This is a genomic window from Blautia sp. DFI.1.216 (assembly GCF_020594215.1).
Taxonomy (GTDB): domain Bacteria; phylum Bacillota; class Clostridia; order Lachnospirales; family Lachnospiraceae; genus Blautia_A; species Blautia_A wexlerae.
The window spans coordinates 1-18789 of the sequence record NZ_JAJDML010000042.1 but is presented as its reverse complement, the minus strand read 5'-3'; the positions used below and the strand labels follow the sequence as shown (position 1 = coordinate 18789).

Below are 18789 nucleotides of genomic sequence, written 5' to 3'. Positions count from 1 at the left end.
AATATCTTTAACCACCTTACTTAGTCTATCCTTCCCTTTCTGATTTCCTTTAACGCTACCGTAAGATTACCATCCACACCGATGGATTTTTCTTTGATTTCCTCTGGAATGTAAATTTCGCCCTTATTAAATGTGATATATCTTGCCTGTGGTTCTACTGCTGCAAGCTGCATCAAAGGAGCTTTAATCATCTGATTTCTCCAACCAATGCCAAATTCCAGAATTACCAGCTTCTTTCCATGTAAATTCTGAATAAATTCTTGATAACGGGCAGCCTTTTCTTTCCAATTTTTCGTTTCTGTAAACGAGGACATCTCACCCCAATTTACTTCCATATCTCCACCGCATTTTGGACATTTCGGCAGTAACTCTTTGGGTACTCTTCCGTTTACTTCCTCTTCTGTCATGGCGAGAACTGCTTTTTGATTAGGATAGACCTCATCATGACATCTGTTCTTGCACCGCATCTGGGTTAATTTCCCTTCCATTTCAAAAACACGGTCTGCCTCAAAACCTGCCGGCACAAAATGATCCTCCGCATTGGAAGTTACTACGAAATATTCTTTATCTTTTACTAGTGCATAGATGTTTTTCATAATCTCACTCGGCTCATCCTGCATAGCTTTTGCCTTAACAAGTCTGCTTACAAACGCCCACTTTTCTTCTACCTTCATTGGCACTGAAAATCCGTGTAAAACACAACGCAGTCCGTATTTTTCTCTGAAATCTCCCATATTTTCCTGAAACCATGCGTCATCAGCAAAAATATTATATCCCTCTGCGATAGACAAACCATTACTGGCTCCAATCAAAATACCATCTGCTTCTTTGATGATTTGACTTATCTCTTGATATACATTCATCTTCATCACATTTCCTTTCCCGCCAGAAAACTGACTTGTTCCTCCTTTTGCATACACCACTTTATCTCCCTTTTCATATCAGATTCCACACTTTTTATTTTGCTTGACTTTTATTCTTTCACTTGTTAAAATTAAATTTACATCAAACATTAAAATCATATTATCATGTAAGTTTAAAAATTGCAAGAAGAAAATTCGAGGTGACAAATGAAATATTCCACAAAGCTTAGTGACACCATTCATATTCTTATATTTATTGCTCTTGGAGATGAAGAACAACTCTCCAGCACAAAAATTGCAGAAAGTATCAAGACAAACCCGGCTTATGTCAGACAGCTTATGGCAACCCTGAAAAATGCAGGCATTGTTGTCAACACACAAGGTCATGCGAATGCCGCTCTTGCAAAACCGGCAGATAAAATCAATATGTATGACATCTACCGAGCGGTAGAGGGCGATAAGCCGCTGCTTCACCTGGACACAGATACCAATCCGGATTGTGGAATCGGTATCAACATTCAATTCGCTATTGGGGACTTCTATCATGAAATTCAAAATATGGTAGATGAAAAAATGAAATCCATTACATTGCAGGATATTATTGATCGGTATTATTTTAAAATCAGGAAAGTTAAAAGTCTTTAACTAATCAAGAGTAGCAAGCACTGCCTGTGTCATGACACAGGCGAAATCCCCCACACTTTCCTATCGTCTGTGTGGTTAAATTTCCATACATGGATAACTATAACTACCACAAAGGTATGAATGTAATCATTCAGGAATTAAAGGATCTGTTAAAGACAAAAAGCATTGGCACTGACTCTGACCAGGCATTATTGCTAGATTTTCAGGAAACTCTTGGAACCATTTATCTGATGACCGCCAATCTTTCGCAAGCCAAAACACATTTTAAAAGAGCTTTCAAAATATATGAAAAAACCTGGGCTGATGAACCGGAAATGATTGAGGCAAAATATCAGGAAATCCAAGAATTATATCCACAGGTTGGTTTCTTTCTTGGACAACAGATATCAAGTTTTTTAACAAAACAGGCATAATTTGGGGGAGAAAGTATTTATTTCAGTTTTTCATATATATCTTATATGATGACAATGTGTTGACATTAGGCACATATTTGAATATACTATACTTGAATGGAGGTGTTCTGTATGGCAACAACTAATTTAAATATTCGTATAGACAAGGCAATCAAGGACCAGGCGGAGGAAATCTTCAATGAGCTTGGTCTGAATATGACAACTGCTGTAAATATGTTCCTAAGAACCGCTATCCGTGAGCATGGTATTCCTTTTGAATTAAAACTGGAAGTACCGAATGATACGACAGCCGCTGCCATTGAGGAAGGCAGAAAAATGATGAAGGATCCTTCTGCTCCGCGTTATTCCAGTATGGATGCGCTTAAGGCAGCTCTCGACGTATGAAATACGACATTCAGTTTACTAATCAGTTTAAAAAGGATTTGAAGCTTGCCAAAAAGCAAAATAAAAATCTTGATAAGCTGTTTGAAGTAATTGATATTCTGGCGAATGGCGGTACGCTAGATGCAAAATACAGGGATCATGACCTTACAGGAAACTACAAAGGCACGCGTGAGTGTCACATCGAACCGGACTGGCTGCTTATTTATGAGATTTGTGGAGATGTTCTTGTTTTGATGCTTTATCGCCTTGGTTCACATTCTGAGCTGTTTAAGAAATAAGTACAAATCGGAAATTTGGAAAGGGGTGTGCTGCCATGCTGAGAAAGTTGAATTGTTTTTTAAACATCGTTATTGGTTCATCAATAGGAGTTTTCATTGGATTCGGAATTTATAAGTTCTGGCACTTTAAAACCTACCCAAATTTATATGCCATACAGTCTGCACCGTGGTACACAGAGCTGCTGTTGGATGGTGCCTTGGTGGCTGTTGTGGTGGTCGTATGTATTATCCTAAAGCTGATTATTCGGAAAAATTCAAAGCCATAACTTCCAATTGAACAAAATCGCTGCGCGATGGCCTGCCAAGGCTATGGCGCAGTTTTTCTTTACACTTTAATAAAAAAACAGTGGAAACCAAGTCCTACAAGTAGTATTCTGCAAACCGGAATTGTCACTCCAAAATAAATGGAAGCATAATCATAATAATTCCAAATAGGGCAAATAAAGCACCACCGATTTTTGTGGCTTTCAAATAGAACTCAGATGGTTCATCTGCACGATAAGATTTCCATTCTTCTGTTAATTTCCATATTAAGCCCGGCTTTAAGAAGATAAACATACCTAACGCAAAGATTATGATTCCACCACCAATAGACCACCACATATTTGCCATCTCCTTTATCAAATATAAATTTACCGAATAACCTTTTCAAACCGAAACATTCCGTCCGGAAACTGCTCGTCCTGCTTTTCAGCATTCATTTCCGGATCATTGGGGTCTTGGTGATATTTGTTAAAGAACTCTACGATGTGAAAACCACATCTGTTCACATAAAAATGGATATTCCGCTGCTCGAAATAGGGCGTTACAGTTTCCCAAACTTTCACTTCTGGATGTAACTTCTCAACTTCGCACCATGCAGCATACCCGATGCCTTTGCTATGAACTGATGGCGCAACGAAAAGAAGATCAAGGTCGCCTTTTTCACCCTCGACTTTAATCACAACACCGCCTACTTTTTTGCCATCAAGTACAATGCGGTAAGCTTCACCATCGTCAATGGACTGCTCAATCATTTCTCGTGATATAATCTGTCCATCTTCCTCGGACGTCCTTGTTTTCCAGTATTTTCAGGAGGTAATAAAGGTTCAATGCGAAGCCATTCTTAATCAGTCAACTCATATCGTCTCAACATAGTGAACACCCCTTTTTCTTTATTTTATCATGAAAAAGGGAAATAAAACATGCGTTTTGTGCAATTTTTATTTTTCAGACACGCTCTAGTTCATTACATATTACTTGCTATCCCTGATACCTTATTCTTTCTACCAGCGTTTCCTTTTTCAGATTACTGCTTAAAACGCAGGAAAGTACAATCTGCAACAGACCGACCAAAAAAATCATAATAAAAATTGGTACGATTGGAACATGATAGATATTCATTCCAAATATTCCATTATGTTTTGCATAGGAAAAAAGTGCATAGCCGAGCGGCAGACCAATGATCAAAGCTACGCATATGGTACCAACCGTAAACATCATTCCCTGTAACTGCAGACATAAATTTAATTGTTTATTTGTCATACCCACTGCCTGTAATACACCATATTCCTGCTTTTTTGTCGTAATATTCATGATCATGGTATTCGCCATATTCATAAACCCGATGAGTCCTACAATAGCCATAAACAGATAACAGCTAAGCTTCATCATGCTGCTTGCAAATTCGGCAGATTGTAACTGCGCATGATAAGTATCCATTTTTATATGCGAAGTATTAGAAATCAAAGTATTCAGACTTTGTTCTACAGATGCCACATCTTTTTTATCACAGTCCACCCACAGATAGCCATAGGCTGTTCCCCTCGGATTCATGGAACGATATACACCTTCCGGAATGACAAGATAAGTGTCCGCACTTACAAAAGATCCTGCAATCTTTCCCTGATAGGTATAGGTTCCACTTCCATTCTCAAAGTCAAATGCAATGGATTCACCCGGAGCATATCCATCTTGTTCCATCCACGTTGACCAGCCAAAGAAAATATCACCATTCTTTACCGCCTGATCATAGTCCATAGAGCCAATATCCCCTTCTTGGCGCATAAAATCAAAATCCTTTTTACTCACAATATCAGCCGGAAATCTTGTTCCGTTCAGATTTACAGAGACAATCTCTCTCGTCATGACATCTGTTACTCCCGGAATGCTTTTGATTTCTTCAATCAGCGAATCATTCAATGGATCATCCGTCAGAATCGTATCCAGATTATTCTCCGGATATCTTTCATCATACTCAGCAGAATAGTCAAGTTGCAGTTCAAATTGTCCATGATTAACGGAAAGACGTGCTTCATGCTCCGTGTCAATATTTCCCACATAATTAGAGATAATCACAAACAATACGCAAGAAAAACCCATTGTGAGGATAGTACCAATAGTTCTTTTGGGATTACCCGTTACATTTGCCATTGCCATAGAAAACACGGTGACATTTTTTCTGCCATTTCGTTTTCCTTTTTTTTGTGTTTCTGCATTTTCTAAATACCGTGTTGCTTCGATAGGTGAAATCCGTGAAACAATTTTCATTGGTTTACGCAGCGCCAAAGCAACGGTAAAAAATGACACGAAAATACATAGAAGCATAACAGGCAGGGAAAACAGTGGCATCTGCCGATTTTGGACTCCCATAGAGCCAGTTCCGGTTGATACAAGGTTTCCCTGTTCTACCAGCCAGTTAAAACCGCATTTTGCAATCAGAAAACCAAGAAGCAATCCAACTGGTATTGAAGAAATTGTCAAAAACATACCCTCTCTGAAGATCAGTTGTTTCATCTGCTTTTTTGTCGCTCCCAGAGCCTTGATTTTTCCATACTCCTGTATCTTGTTGGCAATACCGACCTGAAAAATATTATAAATGACCACAACAGAGAAAAGTACAATTGCAAGAATCAAAACCCCGCATACCGCAATCGTTTCATAACTCGGCTGCAAGACCCATTGCAAATAGAGATCATTGACTATAACGTTTTTTTCTTCGATCCCACAAGCTGCTGCAATCTGCTTTATAACCGAATCAATATTATTCATAGATACATTTGCAGAATCATTTAAAGTAAAATAAATATTATACTGTCTGTCATTCTCTGCGACGTGCTCATCATAAAACTCCTGTGACCCGAAAGCAACATAAGATGCCTCGATGGTATACTCATCCCGATCATATAGGATTCCGCTGACAACAAATTCTTCCGGCTTACATTCTGACTGCATCCCTGCACGGTAATCCAGTGTAACCGTATCTCCGATCTTTACATCACCATACCCCATTGCACGAAAAAATGCTCTTCCTGCGGCAATTTCCTGCATTTTTTCCGGATACTTTCCTTCCTTCAACTCATATTCTTTATTATAAGGAAGCATTTTTCTTGCAGTCTCATCCATGCAGACAAACCCGCCTTTTTCATTGCCTTTTATGATACCTTCGGTGCACATAGTGCCTGTAGCATCTATTTCCGCACGGCGGTTTACTTCTTTTAACTGCGATCCGTCTGCGGAAACAAACAGACCATAATTGCTTCCATATGATCCTGCCGCCTGACTTTTCTGTAAATGAATTACCCCATTTCCCACAGTACTGATGATAACAAGCAGCATCGTGGTCAGACAGATTACCATCATGATCAGTATACTTCTTGTCCTGTTCCTTTTGTCATTGCTATATGCAATCCTGCTTATTGTCTTCATCTGAAATCCACCACCTGTCCGTCCTCAATCACCAGAATACGGTCAGCGACCTGTGCAATTTCGTCATCATGGGTAATCATTACAATTGTCTGTCCATATTTTTTTGCTGTCATCTTAAGCAGAGCGATTACCTCATCACTGGTCTTAGAATCAAGATTTCCTGTCGGCTCATCTGCAAATATAATTTCCGGACGATTCACCAGTGCTCTTGCAATTGCTACTCTCTGCTGCTGTCCTCCGGATAACTGATTTGGCAGATTATAAATCCGGTTTTCAATCCCCAGAGTTGCAATAATATCATTTACATACGCTTCATCCACTTTTCTTCCATCCAGCCCCAGTGGCAGTACAATATTTTCCCAGACATTAACAGATGAAACCAGATTAAATGCCTGAAAAACAAATCCGATTTTTCTTCTGCGGAAAACAGCAAGGGCATCTTCCTTCATCCTGTATAAATCTTTCCCTGCTAAAGTAACACTGCCTTTTGTCGGGGTGTCTAGCCCTCCAAGCATATGAAGTAATGTACTTTTACCGGAACCTGACTTTCCAACAATTGCGACAAATTCTCCCTGCTCAATCTGAATGTCCACCTGATTGACCGCTTTGACCTGATTCTCACCTGCGCCATAAAACTTACAAAGCTGCTTGGTTTCTAATATCACACTCATGTGTTGCCTCCTTTTCATCCTACATCCAAATTGTATCAGGACAATCTTTCATTTCACTTTCAAAAAACGAGCAGAAATCTTACAGAATTGTAAGATTTCTGCTCACTTAAAATTTAACCAACATATGGTAATTGAATCACAAACGTGCTTCCTTTTTTCTTTTTGCCGGAGGTTACCGTAATCGTACCTGCGTGTTTTTCGATAATTTCTCTCGATAGAAAAAGTCCGATTCCTGTACCACTCTTTTCCATGACCTCCTTGGAACTTCCTCTGTAAAATCGTTGAAAAATTTTGTGATACTCATTCTGCGGAATACCAATTCCCTGATCCTCAATTTCCATTCTTACAAGATCGTTTCTTTTTTGTAACCGGATAAATATTTTTGAACCACACGGACTGTACTTGACCGCATTATCCAGAACGTTGATCACAGCTTCACCAAGCCACCTTTTATCCTGCATAATCGTGCATGTTTCCAGCTCTTTTTCATAGTCAAAAACGAATTCAATTTCTTTCTCATCCGCTTTAGGATAAGTGCGGTTCACAGCAGATATGACAGTATCCATAAGCGGAAGTTTTTTCTTATTAATCTGAATCAGTCCAGTTTCCATCTTGGATATTTCAAGAAGCGACTGCAATAATGTCTCCAGTCCATCCAGAGCACTCCGACAACGGATACGAAACTCCTCCTGTTCTGTGGCACTTAAGTCATTCTGCATCAGCACACTAAAACATGTATCCAAAGCTGCAACAGGTGTCTTTAACTGGTGAGAAATATCAGAAACCATTTCTTTCGTGTTCTCCTTTTCTGCCCTTGCCTCTTCCTTTATCAACTGAATATGATGTCCGATTGCTTCAAGCTGGTCATTCAATTTTTCCAGTTCTGCATGATTTTCCGTTTTCAGTAAATCATCAAATTTATTTTCACGGAATCTGATCAGAATTTCTTCCAACTGGTCTAAAATTTTCTGATGACACGCATCTTCTTTTTTCTTCCAATAAAGTAAAAAAGTCAAAAGAAGCACGCATATCACAGTGCTTACAGCACCAGTCACCATAACCTGATGCCGGAATTGCGAATAAAATGCATTCCCTTTATTCCCCCAGTATCCATATTGCTCCAATAATCGCCTTCCCTGTTCGTTAGTTTCAATATCCTTATCCTTAAGCAATTCCGAAACAGCATCCAGCCCGGAAAATTCTTCCTTTGCAGCAATCTCTGTCATAAGATTCATTTTATATTTATAATCTTCATAAAACACATACGTGGTAAAGCAATTTAATATTGCAAACAATAATATGACAGGTAATACCAAGGAGAGCACTACTGTAATCTTCTTGCGATATCTCTTTGTCACTGCCTTACCTCCTGATTCCATATATACCCAAGGCCTCTGATATTCTTTATATAGACCGGTGCAGCCGGATTGTCTTCGATTTTCTCACGGAGTCTTCTGATATTGACAGCGATTGTATTTTCATCCACAAAATCCCCTTCCAGATCAAACACATTTTCCAATATTTGTGTTTTTGAAAGAATCTGTTTCGGATTCTGAAGAAAAAAAGTCAGCATTTTCAACTCCGTTTTTGTCAGACTGATTTCACGACTCTTTATCAGGACTTTCATTTCTCCTGCGATAAATACGATATCTCCCGAAATCATCTTTCCGGCTTCCGTTTTCTCCTGTCTGCGGCGGAAATGTGCTTCTATTTTCAAAAGAAGTACCGAAAGACTAAACGGCTTTGTAATATAATCATCTGCCCCTGCTTCATATCCCATGACCTGATCTATCTCCTGATCTAGTGCTGTAAGACAAATAATGTATGTATTATAATTGCATCTCATCCACCTTACAAATTCCAGTCCATTCCCATCCGGAAGATTCACATCACAAATGGTAACATCCACATTATTATCACTTGCAATTCTTTTCGCTTTTTTCACTGATTCTGCTGAAAAAACCTCATATCCGGATTTTTTCAGTGAGAATGTAATTCCACGATTTAAATTTTCATCATCTTCAACCACGAGTATACCTGGCATAGCATCTGCACCTCTCTTTATTTATTCATCTTACAATGCTTCACTGCCTCCACAATTGCACTCTCTTTATCTTCTGGACACTGCGGTTGCCTGCTATCTTCATTTTTAGGTAAATTATAATTCTTTCCAACCTCAATTCCGCATTTTCTCTTTACCTGTGAGATATACAGATTGGAAACCTTCATGCCGGCATTATGTTCAGCCACATACTTCTTTATCTCATCATATGTAGCCTTAGTCTCTGCAGATGTTATATCCATATCATCAAGTTCAATCGTGACATTAATGTAATCATCCGGCTTTTATTTCAGTTGGGACAAAAGAACAACCGTCTCAACGTGAACAGTCTGACAAAATTGATCAACGCAGCAGGCTTTTTCCAGCTTATATCCTGCCGCCAGAAATGCCGGAAGATCTCTTGCCAGGCTAGTCGCTTTGCAGGAAATATATACAATATGGTCTACCCCATAAGAAAGAATCTTCGGCAATGCTTTGGGATGGATTCCATCCCTTGGCGGATCCAGAATGATCACATCCGGTTTCTCCGTCAGATCATCCAAGACTTTAAGGACATCTCCTACAATAAATTTGCAATTACTCAGGTTATTCAGTGCTGCATTCTGTTTTGCAGCTTCTACTGCCTCTTCCACAATTTCCACACCTATCACTTCGTCCGCTACGGAGGCTGCAAGTTGGGCGATCGTTCCGGTTCCGCTGTAAAGGTCGAACACTACTTTATCCTTCGTATCTCCGATATACTCACGTACGATAGAATAAAGCACTTCCGCAGCCAGGGAATTAGGCTGGAAAAATGAAAATGTACTGATCTTAAATCGCAGTCCCAGAAGCGTTTCATAAAAGAAATCCTGACCGTAAAGGATACGTGTCTCATCACTCTGCACCACATCAGAAAGAGAATCATTGATAATATGCATGATTCCCACAATTTTACCCTCCAGCGGAAGTGCAAGAAGTTCTTCTTTCAGAGATTCCAGATCATGTTCTTCCTGACTGGTGGTAATCACATGGACCAGAATCTCTCCTGTAGTCACACCGCGGCGGAGAAGCAGATGGCGCAGATATCCTGTATGCTGCATCTTTTTATAATAGGAAACGTTTCGTTTCAGGAAGTATTCATGCACACAAGTCAGGATTTTCGTCATATCTTCATGAACCAGTTGACAGTCATCTGCTGTAAGAACATCATAGGTACTGCCTTTTTTGTGCAGACCCAGCGTCAACGGACCATCCTTATATGCATCACCAAAGGAGAATTCCATTTTATTTCGATATCTGAATTCAATGGGACTTCCATGAATTCCCTCCCACTGGTAATCAGTGCCGTTCAATGCACCATCCAACAGTTCACGAACCTGACATTCTTTCATTTTGAGCTGGTTTTCATAGGACATGGTCTGATACATGCATCCTCCACATTCCGGAAAAATGCTACAGACCGGTTCTCTTGTTTCAAGCGGAGACTTCTCCAACACTTCCAGAAGTCTTCCCTCTGCACGTCCGGAACGCTTCTTATTGATCATAAAACGAACTTTCTGTCCGGGCATTCCGTTCTTTACGGTAACTTTTTGTCCGTCTGTTATCACAATTCCCTTATTGGGAAAATCTACTTTCTCAATCACGCCTTCATAAATTTCGCCTTTTTTCATATAACCTCCATAAAAATAGCCCCGGTATAAGCCGGAGCTATTCTTTCATTTTCATATTACAGGTAATTATTCTTCTTCATCTTCGAAATAATCGTCGAAGTCATCGTCAAAATCCTCTTCAAAATCTTCCAGATAATCCGGAGCAAAGAAATGATATACAGCAAATGCGATACCTGCTACTGCTGCAACTGCGCCAATGATTGCCAGTACCCAGAGGACTGTATTTTTTTCTTTCTCTTCTTCTTTTCTGTTTAATGCTGATAATAATTCTTCAATTTTGATATTCATAATCGCACCATCCTCTCAATAATTCATCAGCTGACACTTAACACTTCTGCCGTCTGCTGTTTAATGAAATTATTATAACACTTTTTCTGTAATTTTACCATAAGATATCTGCATTTATTCTATACTTTTGTTAGTTTCTTTATTATAATGATATCAGGGGGTTACTGTTCACACAATCCCGAGACATACAAGCCAAAATTCCATTGCCGCAGGCAATCTGGAATGAATTTTGCCCCTGACTTAAAAATATGCCGACAGCAACGATCTGATAAGAGAGGATAAATACTTATGGTAGAAACACTTTTTTTTGATCTTGATAATACATTACTTGATTTTAACCGGGCAGAAAGAGCAGCTATCGCAAAAACTCTGAAAAGTTTTCACATTGCTCCCGAGCCTTCAGTTCTGAAGCGTTACAGTGAGCTTAACCTCGCCCAGTGGAAACTTCTTGAACAGGGCAAGATCACCAGAGACCAGGTAAAGCTTCGGAGATTCCGGCTTCTTTTTGCAGAGCTGAATGTGGATGTACCTGCAAAAGAAGCTGCACATACCTATGAAACTCTTCTGGCCCAGGGGCACTATTTCATAGATGGTGCAGAAGAATTGCTCGAAACTCTTTACGGTCAATACCGGATGTATCTGGTTACAAACGGTACCTTAAGTGTCCAGAAGGGACGGCTTAAAAGTTCCGGAATTTCCCGTTACTTTGAGGATATTTTTATCTCCGAAGAACTGGGATACAATAAACCGGGCAGGGAATACTTTAACTACTGCTTCTCCAGAATCCCTGATTTCCATAAGGAAACAGCAGTAATCATCGGGGACAGCCTGACCTCTGATATCCAGGGCGGCATCAATGCCGGAATCCGCACAATCTGGTTTAATCCCAACCATGAGAAGACTTCAGAAATCATCCCTGATCATGAATTTGACAGTCTTATGAAACTTCCTGAACTCCTGTCTCATATATAAAGCGGATAAAATCGTTCGCCTTACTGCTTATTGCTTTTCGCAGCCTCCGCAGGTGACTTAAGTCACCTGCCCCAATCGCTCGACTAACAGACAGCAGGCGTGACTTGCCTGCATCATCCTGATTCTGAAATTATTATATTTTTTTCAGCTTTGCAAATCCTGCGAACATTTTCTTTATTCCCACTTTGTCAAAATCAACAGTGACTTCATAATCTCTTCCGCCGTCTACAATGTCTTTGACAATTCCTACACCAAATTTAATGTGGCGGACAGTGTCTCCCACTTCGTAATCCAGTGCAGCAGCCTTCGTCACCTTAAATTCTCTGGGCTTGAATGTTTTCGTCTCAAAAGCCATTTTCATTTTTGCAAGGTTTCTGTCTGCCTGAATCATCTCTTCAATCTTTTTCTTCTTTTCCTGAGCTTCCTGTCCCAGATCCACAAGCTCCCGCGGAATTTCACGTACAAATCTGGATACTTTATTATACTGTACTTCTCCCCGGAGCATCCGCTGTCTGGCACTTGTCAGCGTCAGATCCTCCATAGCTCTTGTGATACCCACATAACAGAGCCTTCTCTCTTCTTCCAGATCAGATCTGTCATCTGATATAATGGACATATAAGACGGAAACATCCCATCTTCCATTCCTGCGAGAAATACTCTCGGAAACTCCAGACCTTTGGCACTATGTAGTGTCATAAGAAGCACATAATCCTGATCCGGATCCACGCTGTCAATGTCTGCGATCAGTGCAATCTCCTCGAGAAAACCTGAAAGTGTGGCCGTCTGTCCCTGTTCTTCCATTACTTCCTGATAGGATTCTGTCTTGGAAATAAGTTCATCAATATTCTCGATTCTTGCCTTCGATTCATCTGTATCTTCAGCCTGCAGCTCTGCCACATATCCGGTAAGTTCAATCACTTCTTCCAGAAGTTCACGTACTGTATAAGACTCTGCCTTACTCTTTAAACTCTGAATAAAGGTTACAAATCCATCAATCTTTGAAAGGCTTCTTCCAATAGACGGGACCTCCTCTGCCACACGCAAGGCATCATAGAAACTCACACTCATTTTATCCGCATAATCCTGTATTCTGCCAAGAGTTGTGGCTCCGATTCCACGCTTCGGTACATTGATGATACGGCGGACTGCCAGATCATCTCTGGAATTGTCAATTGTCTTCAGATAACATAACAGGTCTTTGATTTCTTTACGCGCATAGAAATTCACACCGCCTACAATCTTGTAAGGGATATTCGCAAGAAGACACTTCTCTTCAAAGAGTCGTGACTGTGCATTGGTCCTGTACAGAACTGCACAGTCTTTATACTTCGCACCATTCTCTCTGTGAGCTCTGGAAATCTCGCCTATCACATACTCTGCTTCCTCATATCCGTTCATGAACTGGCGGAAATGGATTCGTTCCCCCTCCGAATTCTCAGTCCAGAGTGTTTTTGATTTACGTGAGGTATTATTTGCGATCACCGCATTGGCTGCATTCAGAATATTCTTTGTGGAACGGTAATTCTGTTCCAGACGGATAACTTTTGCATCTGGAAAAACATGCTCAAATCCAAGAATATTTCCAATATTTGCACCGCGGAATTTATAGATAGACTGGTCATCATCACCGACTACACAGAGGTTTTCATATTTAGAGGCCAACAGGCTTATAAATTTAAACTGTGCAGTATTGGTATCCTGATACTCATCCACCATGATATATCTGAAACGTTCCTGATAGTTTTCCAGAACATCTCCGCAGTTCTGAAAAAGCTCTACGGTCTTTACGATCAGATCATCAAAATCCAGCGCATTATTTCTGCGCAAAGCAGCCTGATATTCCCGATATACCTCAGCAACCTTCTTTTTAACAAAGTCCCCACCTGCATTCAGTTCCATCTCATCCGGTGTGATCAGTTCATCTTTTGCATGGGAAATCTGTGCCAGAAGAGAACGTTCCTTTGTTTTCTTGGTGTCAATATTCAGTTTTCTGCATACTTCTTTCATCAGAGTTTTCTGATCTTCTGTGTCATAAATAGCAAATCTGGTATCATATCCAAGACGGTCAATATAACGACGCAGAATACGCACACAGGTAGAATGGAATGTGGAAACCCATACGCTCTCGGAACCAAATCCCACTATTTTATCTACACGTTCTCTCATCTCACTGGCTGCTTTATTTGTAAATGTGATAGCCAGAATGTTCCAGGGATTGATTCCCTTTTTATCTATCAGGTAAGCAATGCGGTGGGTAAGTACTCTTGTCTTTCCCGAACCCGCTCCCGCAAGGATCAGCAGTGGACCTTCTGTATGGTAAACCGCTTCCTGCTGCTGAGGATTTAATGTACTATAAATATCGCTCATATTTTCTCCTGTCTTCTTCCTGTACGGTACATTATTTTACAAACAACCATGATGATCAACAAGTTGATTCCTGCAACAATCTTTCAGATTCAAAATATGTACCGGTTACCGTTTACATCTCTCGAAATATTTTTTGTGCCTGAACAGGCATATATCTTTATGATTATACACAAAAATCTGTTCGCCTACAACTGATTCCTGTAAATTCAAGCGGATATAAATTTTGTAATTAGTGAAAAAAACATTTACAAGTAGTATTTAAAACTATATAATAAGGAACAGAGGTGATGAAAGATGACAATCGATGATAAAGATATGATAAACAGCATTCTGGAAAGTGTATCCAGGATTGACTATATTAAACCGGAAGACATCCCAAATATTGATTTATATATGGACCAAGTGACAACCTTTATGGAAGAGCAGCTCGTTTCTTCCAAACGTTACGCAGATGATAAGATTCTCACCAAGACTATGATCAACAATTATGCAAAGAATAAACTTCTTCCCCCGCCTGAGAAGAAACGTTATTCCAAAGAACATGTGCTGATGCTGATTTTTATTTACTATTTCAAAAATATTCTTTCCATCAATGATATCCAGACTCTGCTCACACCGATCACGCAGAAATATTTTAAATCCATGACTGAGAAAGATATGACTTATATTTATAATGAAGTTTTCAGCATGGAAAAGGAACAGATTGAATCCCTGAAAAAAGACCTTCTGCGCAAATACAAAACAGCACAGGATACTTTCGGGGACGCAGATGAAGAAGATCAGGCGAATTTGAAGAGATTTTCATTTATCTGCCTGTTAAGCTTTGATGTTTATGTAAAAAAGATGATGATTGAGCATATAATCGACGGAATGAATCCGGAATCGGAGCATAATTCCAAAAAGAAAAAATAATATTTCAAAAAGCAGCAGATTTTTCCTGATTTTGGAAATCTGCTGCTTTTATATGTCATAGAAATAATGATTATGCTATTTTTCCACTGCCTTAAATGTAAATCTGATTGGCTGGTAGTCACCTGTTGTCAGTGGCAGAGGCAGACCTGCTTTCATAAGTGCTGCACCTGTATATACTTTTCCTGTTGCTGTGTCTTCGTATTTCATATCAGCATCCAATCCCTGTGGGTAGAAAAGATAAATATAAGGATTTGCTTCGCTGTGGAGTCTTACTCCGCACACAACTGTTTCTTTTTTGTCTTTGGATACAAACTGCCAAAGTACATGGTTGTTGTTTTCGAATGGGTTCACCAGACGATAGTAGTCTCCGGACTGTACCAGATGCTCCATTTCTTTATACTTCAGAATCTGCTCTCTGGCTGTCTTTTTCTCTTCTTCGGACATCTTCATCAGATCCAGCTCATAGCCAAAGGTACCTGCGGATGCAACAATTCCTCTTGTCTCAAAAGGAGTCGTTCTTCCGGACTGATGGTTCGGGCATACGCTGACATGTGCGCCCATTGCACTTATGGGATATCCGAAGGATGTACCATACTGGATTTTCAGTCTGTCAATAGCATCTGTATTGTCACTGCACCAGATCTGCGGAGAATAGTAAAGCATTCCCGCCTCAAATCTTCCGCCTCCGCCTGAGCAGGACTCAAACAGAAGATCCGGATATCTCTGTACCAGGCTTTCCATCATTTCATAAACAGCCAGCACATATCTGTGGTAAACCTCTCCCTGACGTTCCTTTGGAAGAGCTGCTGAGAATACGTTATCTACGCTTCGGTTCATATCCCATTTTACATAATCAGCCTTGCATGCATCCAGAACCTTAAAGATCTGGTTCATAATGTGTTCACGTACTTCTTTTCTGGTGATATCCAGATTTAACTGATGTCTGCTTCGGTTCATAGCACGTCCCGGGATCTTCAGTGCCCAGTCCGGATGCTCTCTGTAGAGATCACTGTCCTCAGAGATCATCTCCGGCTCTACCCACAGACCGAATTTCAGTCCAAGTCCATGAATCTTCTCTGCAAGTGCAGGAAGCCCGCCTTTAATCTTTTCTTCATTTACTTCCCAGTCACCAAGTGCACACCAATCATTGTCTCTCTTTCCAAACCATCCGTCATCCAGAACAAACATATCCAGTCCGATATTTTTTGCCTCTTCTGCAATGTGGTAAATCTTATCTGCGTCAAAATCAAAATAAGTTGCTTCCCAGTTATTTACCAGGATTGGTCTTGGCTGCTCTGTATATTTGCTGCGGATCAGATTACTTCTGTATGCATCATGATAGATCCTGGAAAGCTTTCCGAAACCTTCTGCTGAGTATGCCATGATCACTTCCGGTGTCTCAAAGCTCTCTCCCTGTTCCAGTGTCCAGGAGAAATGATAGGGATGGATTCCCATTGCTACACGGGTATGTCCTACCTGGTCCACCTCTGTTTCAAATAAGAAGTTTCCACTGTATGCAAGTGCATATCCATAGCAGTTTCCATAAGTTTCCTCTGTATTTCTGTCACAGAGGATCACAAATGGATTGTGATGGTGGCTGGAGGTTCCGCGGATACTTCCCACAGACCAGTTGCCATGACCAAGGTGAGTTCTCTCCATCTGGCGTTCCATATTGTGTCTGCCATAGAAGTGGACTGCATCCAATTCTCTGTACTCATAGTCCATTTCCATAGACATTGCTTTTTTCACTGTAACCGGTGCTGTACCTGTATTTTCCAGGCGTACCACTCTGGTGATCACATCAAGATGAGGAAATACACCATAGAGAAGATGTGCTTTCAGTCCGCTGACACGGTCTGTCAAAACAATTTCCAGTGTCTCTGCCTCATCTTCCTTTGCAAACATTGCAGGAAGCCCTTTCAGGCTGTACTTTCCTTTTGTGATCTCATAGGACTCAAATTTCAGATTTGCAGTATCACTGCCGTCTGCCTGCTCTGTCTCCAGGCCATTGATACGATAATCACCATTTCCATATGCAGTATATTCCTGTGGCAGGGTATCTAATGAAAATGTTCTGTCCTTTTCTGCCTCATAAGGATTTCCTGAAAATCCTCTGTCCACACATACGATCCTGTCTGTGATCAGTGCATCGCCTACCGGACTTCCATAATACAGATGAACCAGAGTATCATACTCTCTTACCTGCATCTGATAAGTGCTGTGCTCTGTTCTCAGGTCGAATACTTTCTCTGCCTCGTGATATTTGATCCATTCCATACTCTGTACCTCTCATTTCTTTGTTCTTTCTATTTTATAGATGTTCTATCTATTTTTTATGTAACCAGGTATCGCTGTTTGTTTCGGTTAAAACGCGTACTGATCAGGTTCTGTGTCCACGTAGTGATGTCCCTCTTCCTCCTCTTTGAAGTAGGGCTTGAACAGTTTCCACATAAACCAGGAATCTGCATAGGCAGTCAGGGAGAATCCAAACATCAGCCAGATCAGCAGATATACCGGGAAAAGTTTTGCATCTACAAGTGTCATTGTCATTGGCAGGATTGTGATCACTGCCACAGCTAAGGCATAACCTATATGTTTAACCGCAAAATAAAATGCGTTTGTGATCAAAGTCATTGTTTTATTTTCAAATGCTGCAACTGTTGGAAATACATACAGTGCAACTGCCACCAGAGGAATATATACCGCAAAGATCACATAATTAAAAATCTGTGACATGGATCCCGGCATTGTTGCCAGAGCTTCTTTTTCCATATAAATAAATATTCCTGCTGCAACCATCAGAATCCAGATCAGTGTGGACTGCCTGAAATTCTGCTTAAAACTCTTAAAAAAATCATGAAGTACTCTGATATCTCCATCTTTATGGAGCTTCAATGTACAGTAAAATAATGCAGTGGTGGATGCCCCTGCTGTGATAATCGGAAGAGAGCACACGATCCACAGCAAATTTAATGCGATCAACTGACCTAAAAATCCAAATATTCTGTCAAAGAGACTTCCTGGTTTCATTTCTATCTACCTCTTCCTTTCATTTATCTTTTTTTATTTTATATTTCAGTTTTCTTTCTCTAGAGCATGTTTAAAAAATCATTCCCGCAAATTGTGACGCACATCTTGGGGAAAGCATTTTTCAGACACACTCTAAATATTATCAAATCCAGTTTCAGGCAAGCCCTGCTACAATCTCTGGTCTGATTTTATAACAAAGCCTGCCTGTGCTGCTCAGATTTTATTACAGCTTACCACCAGATGTTGCAATACCTTCGATGAACTGCTTCTGGAAGATCAGATACAGTACGATCATCGGGATACATGCAAGCAGAGATGCTGCCATCAGCTGCGGATAATTGTTGGTGTACTGTCCCTGCATTTTTGCAAGTGCTGCTGACAGAGGCATTACATCCTTGTTACAGATCAGAGGCCACATCAGGTCTTTATATGCAAATACTGCTGTGAAGATTCCCAGTGCCACCATGGAAGAACGTGTCAGAGGAGCCATGATGAACAGGAAGGTCTGACCGCAATGTGGTCAACTTAAGCCCAGAATGCTGAAAATTCAACGATTCTGGGCTTATA

The 18789-nt window shown here is 40.3% G+C and carries 20 protein-coding genes and 1 pseudogene; 7 read left to right on the top strand and 14 right to left on the bottom strand.

Annotation, left to right across the window (positions count from 1 at the left end):
• Positions 1-20: 20 nt before the first annotated feature.
• Positions 21-920, bottom strand: a complete 900-nt coding sequence (locus LJE11_RS14335) for an NAD-dependent protein deacetylase, SIR2 family (protein ID WP_227296128.1) — start codon at positions 918-920, stop codon at positions 21-23.
• A gap of 150 nt (positions 921-1070) precedes the next feature.
• Between LJE11_RS14335 and LJE11_RS14330 the strand changes: the two genes are divergently transcribed.
• From LJE11_RS14330 to LJE11_RS14315, 4 genes are all read left to right on the top strand, one after another.
• Positions 1071-1508 (top strand): Rrf2 family transcriptional regulator, encoded by a 438-nt coding sequence (locus LJE11_RS14330; protein WP_008706597.1) that lies wholly within the window; start codon positions 1071-1073, stop codon positions 1506-1508.
• A gap of 89 nt (positions 1509-1597) precedes the next feature.
• On the top strand, positions 1598-1921 hold the full coding sequence (locus LJE11_RS14325; protein WP_020993597.1) for a hypothetical protein: 324 nt from the start codon (positions 1598-1600) through the stop codon (positions 1919-1921).
• Positions 1922-2032: 111 nt separating this feature from the next.
• On the top strand, positions 2033-2305 hold the full coding sequence (locus LJE11_RS14320; protein ID WP_020993598.1) for a type II toxin-antitoxin system RelB/DinJ family antitoxin: 273 nt from the start codon (positions 2033-2035) through the stop codon (positions 2303-2305).
• Positions 2302-2583 carry a type II toxin-antitoxin system YafQ family toxin gene (locus LJE11_RS14315; RefSeq protein WP_008706593.1) on the top strand — a complete coding sequence of 94 codons (282 nt, stop codon included), beginning with the start codon at positions 2302-2304 and terminating at the stop codon, positions 2581-2583. Before LJE11_RS14320 ends, LJE11_RS14315 begins: the two co-directional genes overlap by 4 nt.
• A gap of 390 nt (positions 2584-2973) precedes the next feature.
• On the opposite strand, the gene LJE11_RS14310 is transcribed toward LJE11_RS14315, so the two are convergent.
• The 9 genes from LJE11_RS14310 to LJE11_RS14260 form a co-directional block, all read right to left on the bottom strand.
• Positions 2974-3186: a DUF6199 family natural product biosynthesis protein gene (locus tag LJE11_RS14310; protein WP_020993599.1), complete on the bottom strand. Its 213-nt coding sequence runs from the start codon at positions 3184-3186 to the stop codon at positions 2974-2976.
• A 29-nt stretch (positions 3187-3215) separates the two neighbouring features.
• A complete protein-coding gene (locus LJE11_RS14305; protein WP_227296132.1) occupies positions 3216-3611 on the bottom strand; it encodes a GNAT family N-acetyltransferase in 396 nt (131 codons plus the stop codon).
• 214 nt (positions 3612-3825) lie between these two features.
• Positions 3826-6270 carry an ABC transporter permease gene (locus tag LJE11_RS14300; protein ID WP_008706587.1) on the bottom strand — a complete coding sequence of 815 codons (2445 nt, stop codon included), beginning with the start codon at positions 6268-6270 and terminating at the stop codon, positions 3826-3828.
• Positions 6267-6941, bottom strand: coding sequence for an ABC transporter ATP-binding protein (locus LJE11_RS14295; RefSeq protein WP_006426335.1), 675 nt, complete (start codon positions 6939-6941; stop codon positions 6267-6269). Before LJE11_RS14295 ends, LJE11_RS14300 begins: the two co-directional genes overlap by 4 nt.
• A gap of 113 nt (positions 6942-7054) precedes the next feature.
• The gene (locus LJE11_RS19845; protein WP_008706583.1) at positions 7055-8320 is read right to left on the bottom strand and encodes a sensor histidine kinase; all 1266 of its coding nucleotides are present in this window, start codon (positions 8318-8320) and stop codon (positions 7055-7057) included.
• Positions 8296-8985, bottom strand: a complete 690-nt coding sequence (locus LJE11_RS14275) for a response regulator transcription factor (RefSeq protein ID WP_008706580.1) — start codon at positions 8983-8985, stop codon at positions 8296-8298. The genes LJE11_RS19845 and LJE11_RS14275 overlap by 25 nt, the downstream gene beginning before the upstream one ends.
• Positions 8986-9002: 17 nt before the next feature.
• Positions 9003-9245 (bottom strand): hypothetical protein, encoded by a 243-nt coding sequence (locus LJE11_RS14270; RefSeq protein ID WP_020993600.1) that lies wholly within the window; start codon positions 9243-9245, stop codon positions 9003-9005.
• A gap of 42 nt (positions 9246-9287) precedes the next feature.
• Complete coding sequence (rlmD, locus tag LJE11_RS14265) at positions 9288-10652, bottom strand: 23S rRNA (uracil(1939)-C(5))-methyltransferase RlmD (RefSeq protein WP_008706579.1); 1365 nt, start codon at positions 10650-10652, stop codon at positions 9288-9290.
• Positions 10653-10718: 66 nt separating this feature from the next.
• The gene (locus LJE11_RS14260) at positions 10719-10940 is read right to left on the bottom strand and encodes a hypothetical protein (protein WP_008706577.1); all 222 of its coding nucleotides are present in this window, start codon (positions 10938-10940) and stop codon (positions 10719-10721) included.
• 288 nt (positions 10941-11228) lie between these two features.
• On the opposite strand from LJE11_RS14260, the gene LJE11_RS14255 reads away from it, so the two are divergent.
• A complete protein-coding gene (locus LJE11_RS14255; protein ID WP_008706575.1) occupies positions 11229-11912 on the top strand; it encodes a YjjG family noncanonical pyrimidine nucleotidase in 684 nt (227 codons plus the stop codon).
• 133 nt (positions 11913-12045) lie between these two features.
• On the opposite strand, the gene pcrA is transcribed toward LJE11_RS14255, so the two are convergent.
• Positions 12046-14280 (bottom strand): DNA helicase PcrA, encoded by a 2235-nt coding sequence (gene pcrA, locus LJE11_RS14250; RefSeq protein ID WP_008706574.1) that lies wholly within the window; start codon positions 14278-14280, stop codon positions 12046-12048.
• A 294-nt stretch (positions 14281-14574) separates the two neighbouring features.
• Between pcrA and LJE11_RS14245 the strand changes: the two genes are divergently transcribed.
• Positions 14575-15192, top strand: coding sequence for a DUF1836 domain-containing protein (locus LJE11_RS14245; RefSeq protein ID WP_008706573.1), 618 nt, complete (start codon positions 14575-14577; stop codon positions 15190-15192).
• A 75-nt stretch (positions 15193-15267) separates the two neighbouring features.
• Here the strand turns inward: LJE11_RS14245 and LJE11_RS14240 are convergent, their stop codons facing one another.
• Entirely contained in the window at positions 15268-17469 is a 2202-nt protein-coding gene (locus LJE11_RS14240; protein WP_008706572.1) for an alpha-galactosidase, read from the bottom strand.
• 87 nt (positions 17470-17556) lie between these two features.
• Complete coding sequence (locus LJE11_RS14235; protein ID WP_008706571.1) at positions 17557-18222, bottom strand: YesL family protein; 666 nt, start codon at positions 18220-18222, stop codon at positions 17557-17559.
• A gap of 77 nt (positions 18223-18299) precedes the next feature.
• On the opposite strand from LJE11_RS14235, the gene LJE11_RS20870 reads away from it, so the two are divergent.
• Positions 18300-18416 (top strand): DUF6783 domain-containing protein, encoded by a 117-nt coding sequence (locus LJE11_RS20870; protein WP_368183790.1) that lies wholly within the window; start codon positions 18300-18302, stop codon positions 18414-18416.
• 29 nt (positions 18417-18445) lie between these two features.
• Here the strand turns inward: LJE11_RS20870 and LJE11_RS14230 are convergent.
• A pseudogene (locus tag LJE11_RS14230) lies at positions 18446-18733 on the bottom strand (carbohydrate ABC transporter permease); the annotation flags it as partial.
• Between the last annotated feature and the right edge of the window lie 56 nt (positions 18734-18789).

Coding starts and splice junctions, on each gene's coding strand:
- LJE11_RS14310 (WP_020993599.1), bottom strand. CDS start 3,186: ATGTGGTGGTCTATTGGTGGTGGAATCATAATCTTTGCGTTAGGTATG.
- LJE11_RS14245 (WP_008706573.1), top strand. CDS start 14,575: ATGACAATCGATGATAAAGATATGATAAACAGCATTCTGGAAAGTGTA.
- LJE11_RS14275 (WP_008706580.1), bottom strand. CDS start 8,985: ATGCCAGGTATACTCGTGGTTGAAGATGATGAAAATTTAAATCGTGGA.
- LJE11_RS14240 (WP_008706572.1), bottom strand. CDS start 17,469: ATGGAATGGATCAAATATCACGAGGCAGAGAAAGTATTCGACCTGAGA.
- LJE11_RS14255 (WP_008706575.1), top strand. CDS start 11,229: ATGGTAGAAACACTTTTTTTTGATCTTGATAATACATTACTTGATTTT.
- LJE11_RS14295 (WP_006426335.1), bottom strand. CDS start 6,941: ATGAGTGTGATATTAGAAACCAAGCAGCTTTGTAAGTTTTATGGCGCA.
- rlmD (WP_008706579.1), bottom strand. CDS start 10,652: ATGAAAAAAGGCGAAATTTATGAAGGCGTGATTGAGAAAGTAGATTTT.
- LJE11_RS14315 (WP_008706593.1), top strand. CDS start 2,302: ATGAAATACGACATTCAGTTTACTAATCAGTTTAAAAAGGATTTGAAG.
- LJE11_RS14300 (WP_008706587.1), bottom strand. CDS start 6,270: ATGAAGACAATAAGCAGGATTGCATATAGCAATGACAAAAGGAACAGG.
- LJE11_RS14320 (WP_020993598.1), top strand. CDS start 2,033: ATGGCAACAACTAATTTAAATATTCGTATAGACAAGGCAATCAAGGAC.
- LJE11_RS14260 (WP_008706577.1), bottom strand. CDS start 10,940: ATGAATATCAAAATTGAAGAATTATTATCAGCATTAAACAGAAAAGAA.
- LJE11_RS14270 (WP_020993600.1), bottom strand. CDS start 9,245: ATGGATATAACATCTGCAGAGACTAAGGCTACATATGATGAGATAAAG.
- LJE11_RS19845 (WP_008706583.1), bottom strand. CDS start 8,320: ATGGAATCAGGAGGTAAGGCAGTGACAAAGAGATATCGCAAGAAGATT.
- pcrA (WP_008706574.1), bottom strand. CDS start 14,280: ATGAGCGATATTTATAGTACATTAAATCCTCAGCAGCAGGAAGCGGTT.
- LJE11_RS14325 (WP_020993597.1), top strand. CDS start 1,598: ATGGATAACTATAACTACCACAAAGGTATGAATGTAATCATTCAGGAA.
- LJE11_RS14330 (WP_008706597.1), top strand. CDS start 1,071: ATGAAATATTCCACAAAGCTTAGTGACACCATTCATATTCTTATATTT.
- LJE11_RS14235 (WP_008706571.1), bottom strand. CDS start 18,222: ATGAAACCAGGAAGTCTCTTTGACAGAATATTTGGATTTTTAGGTCAG.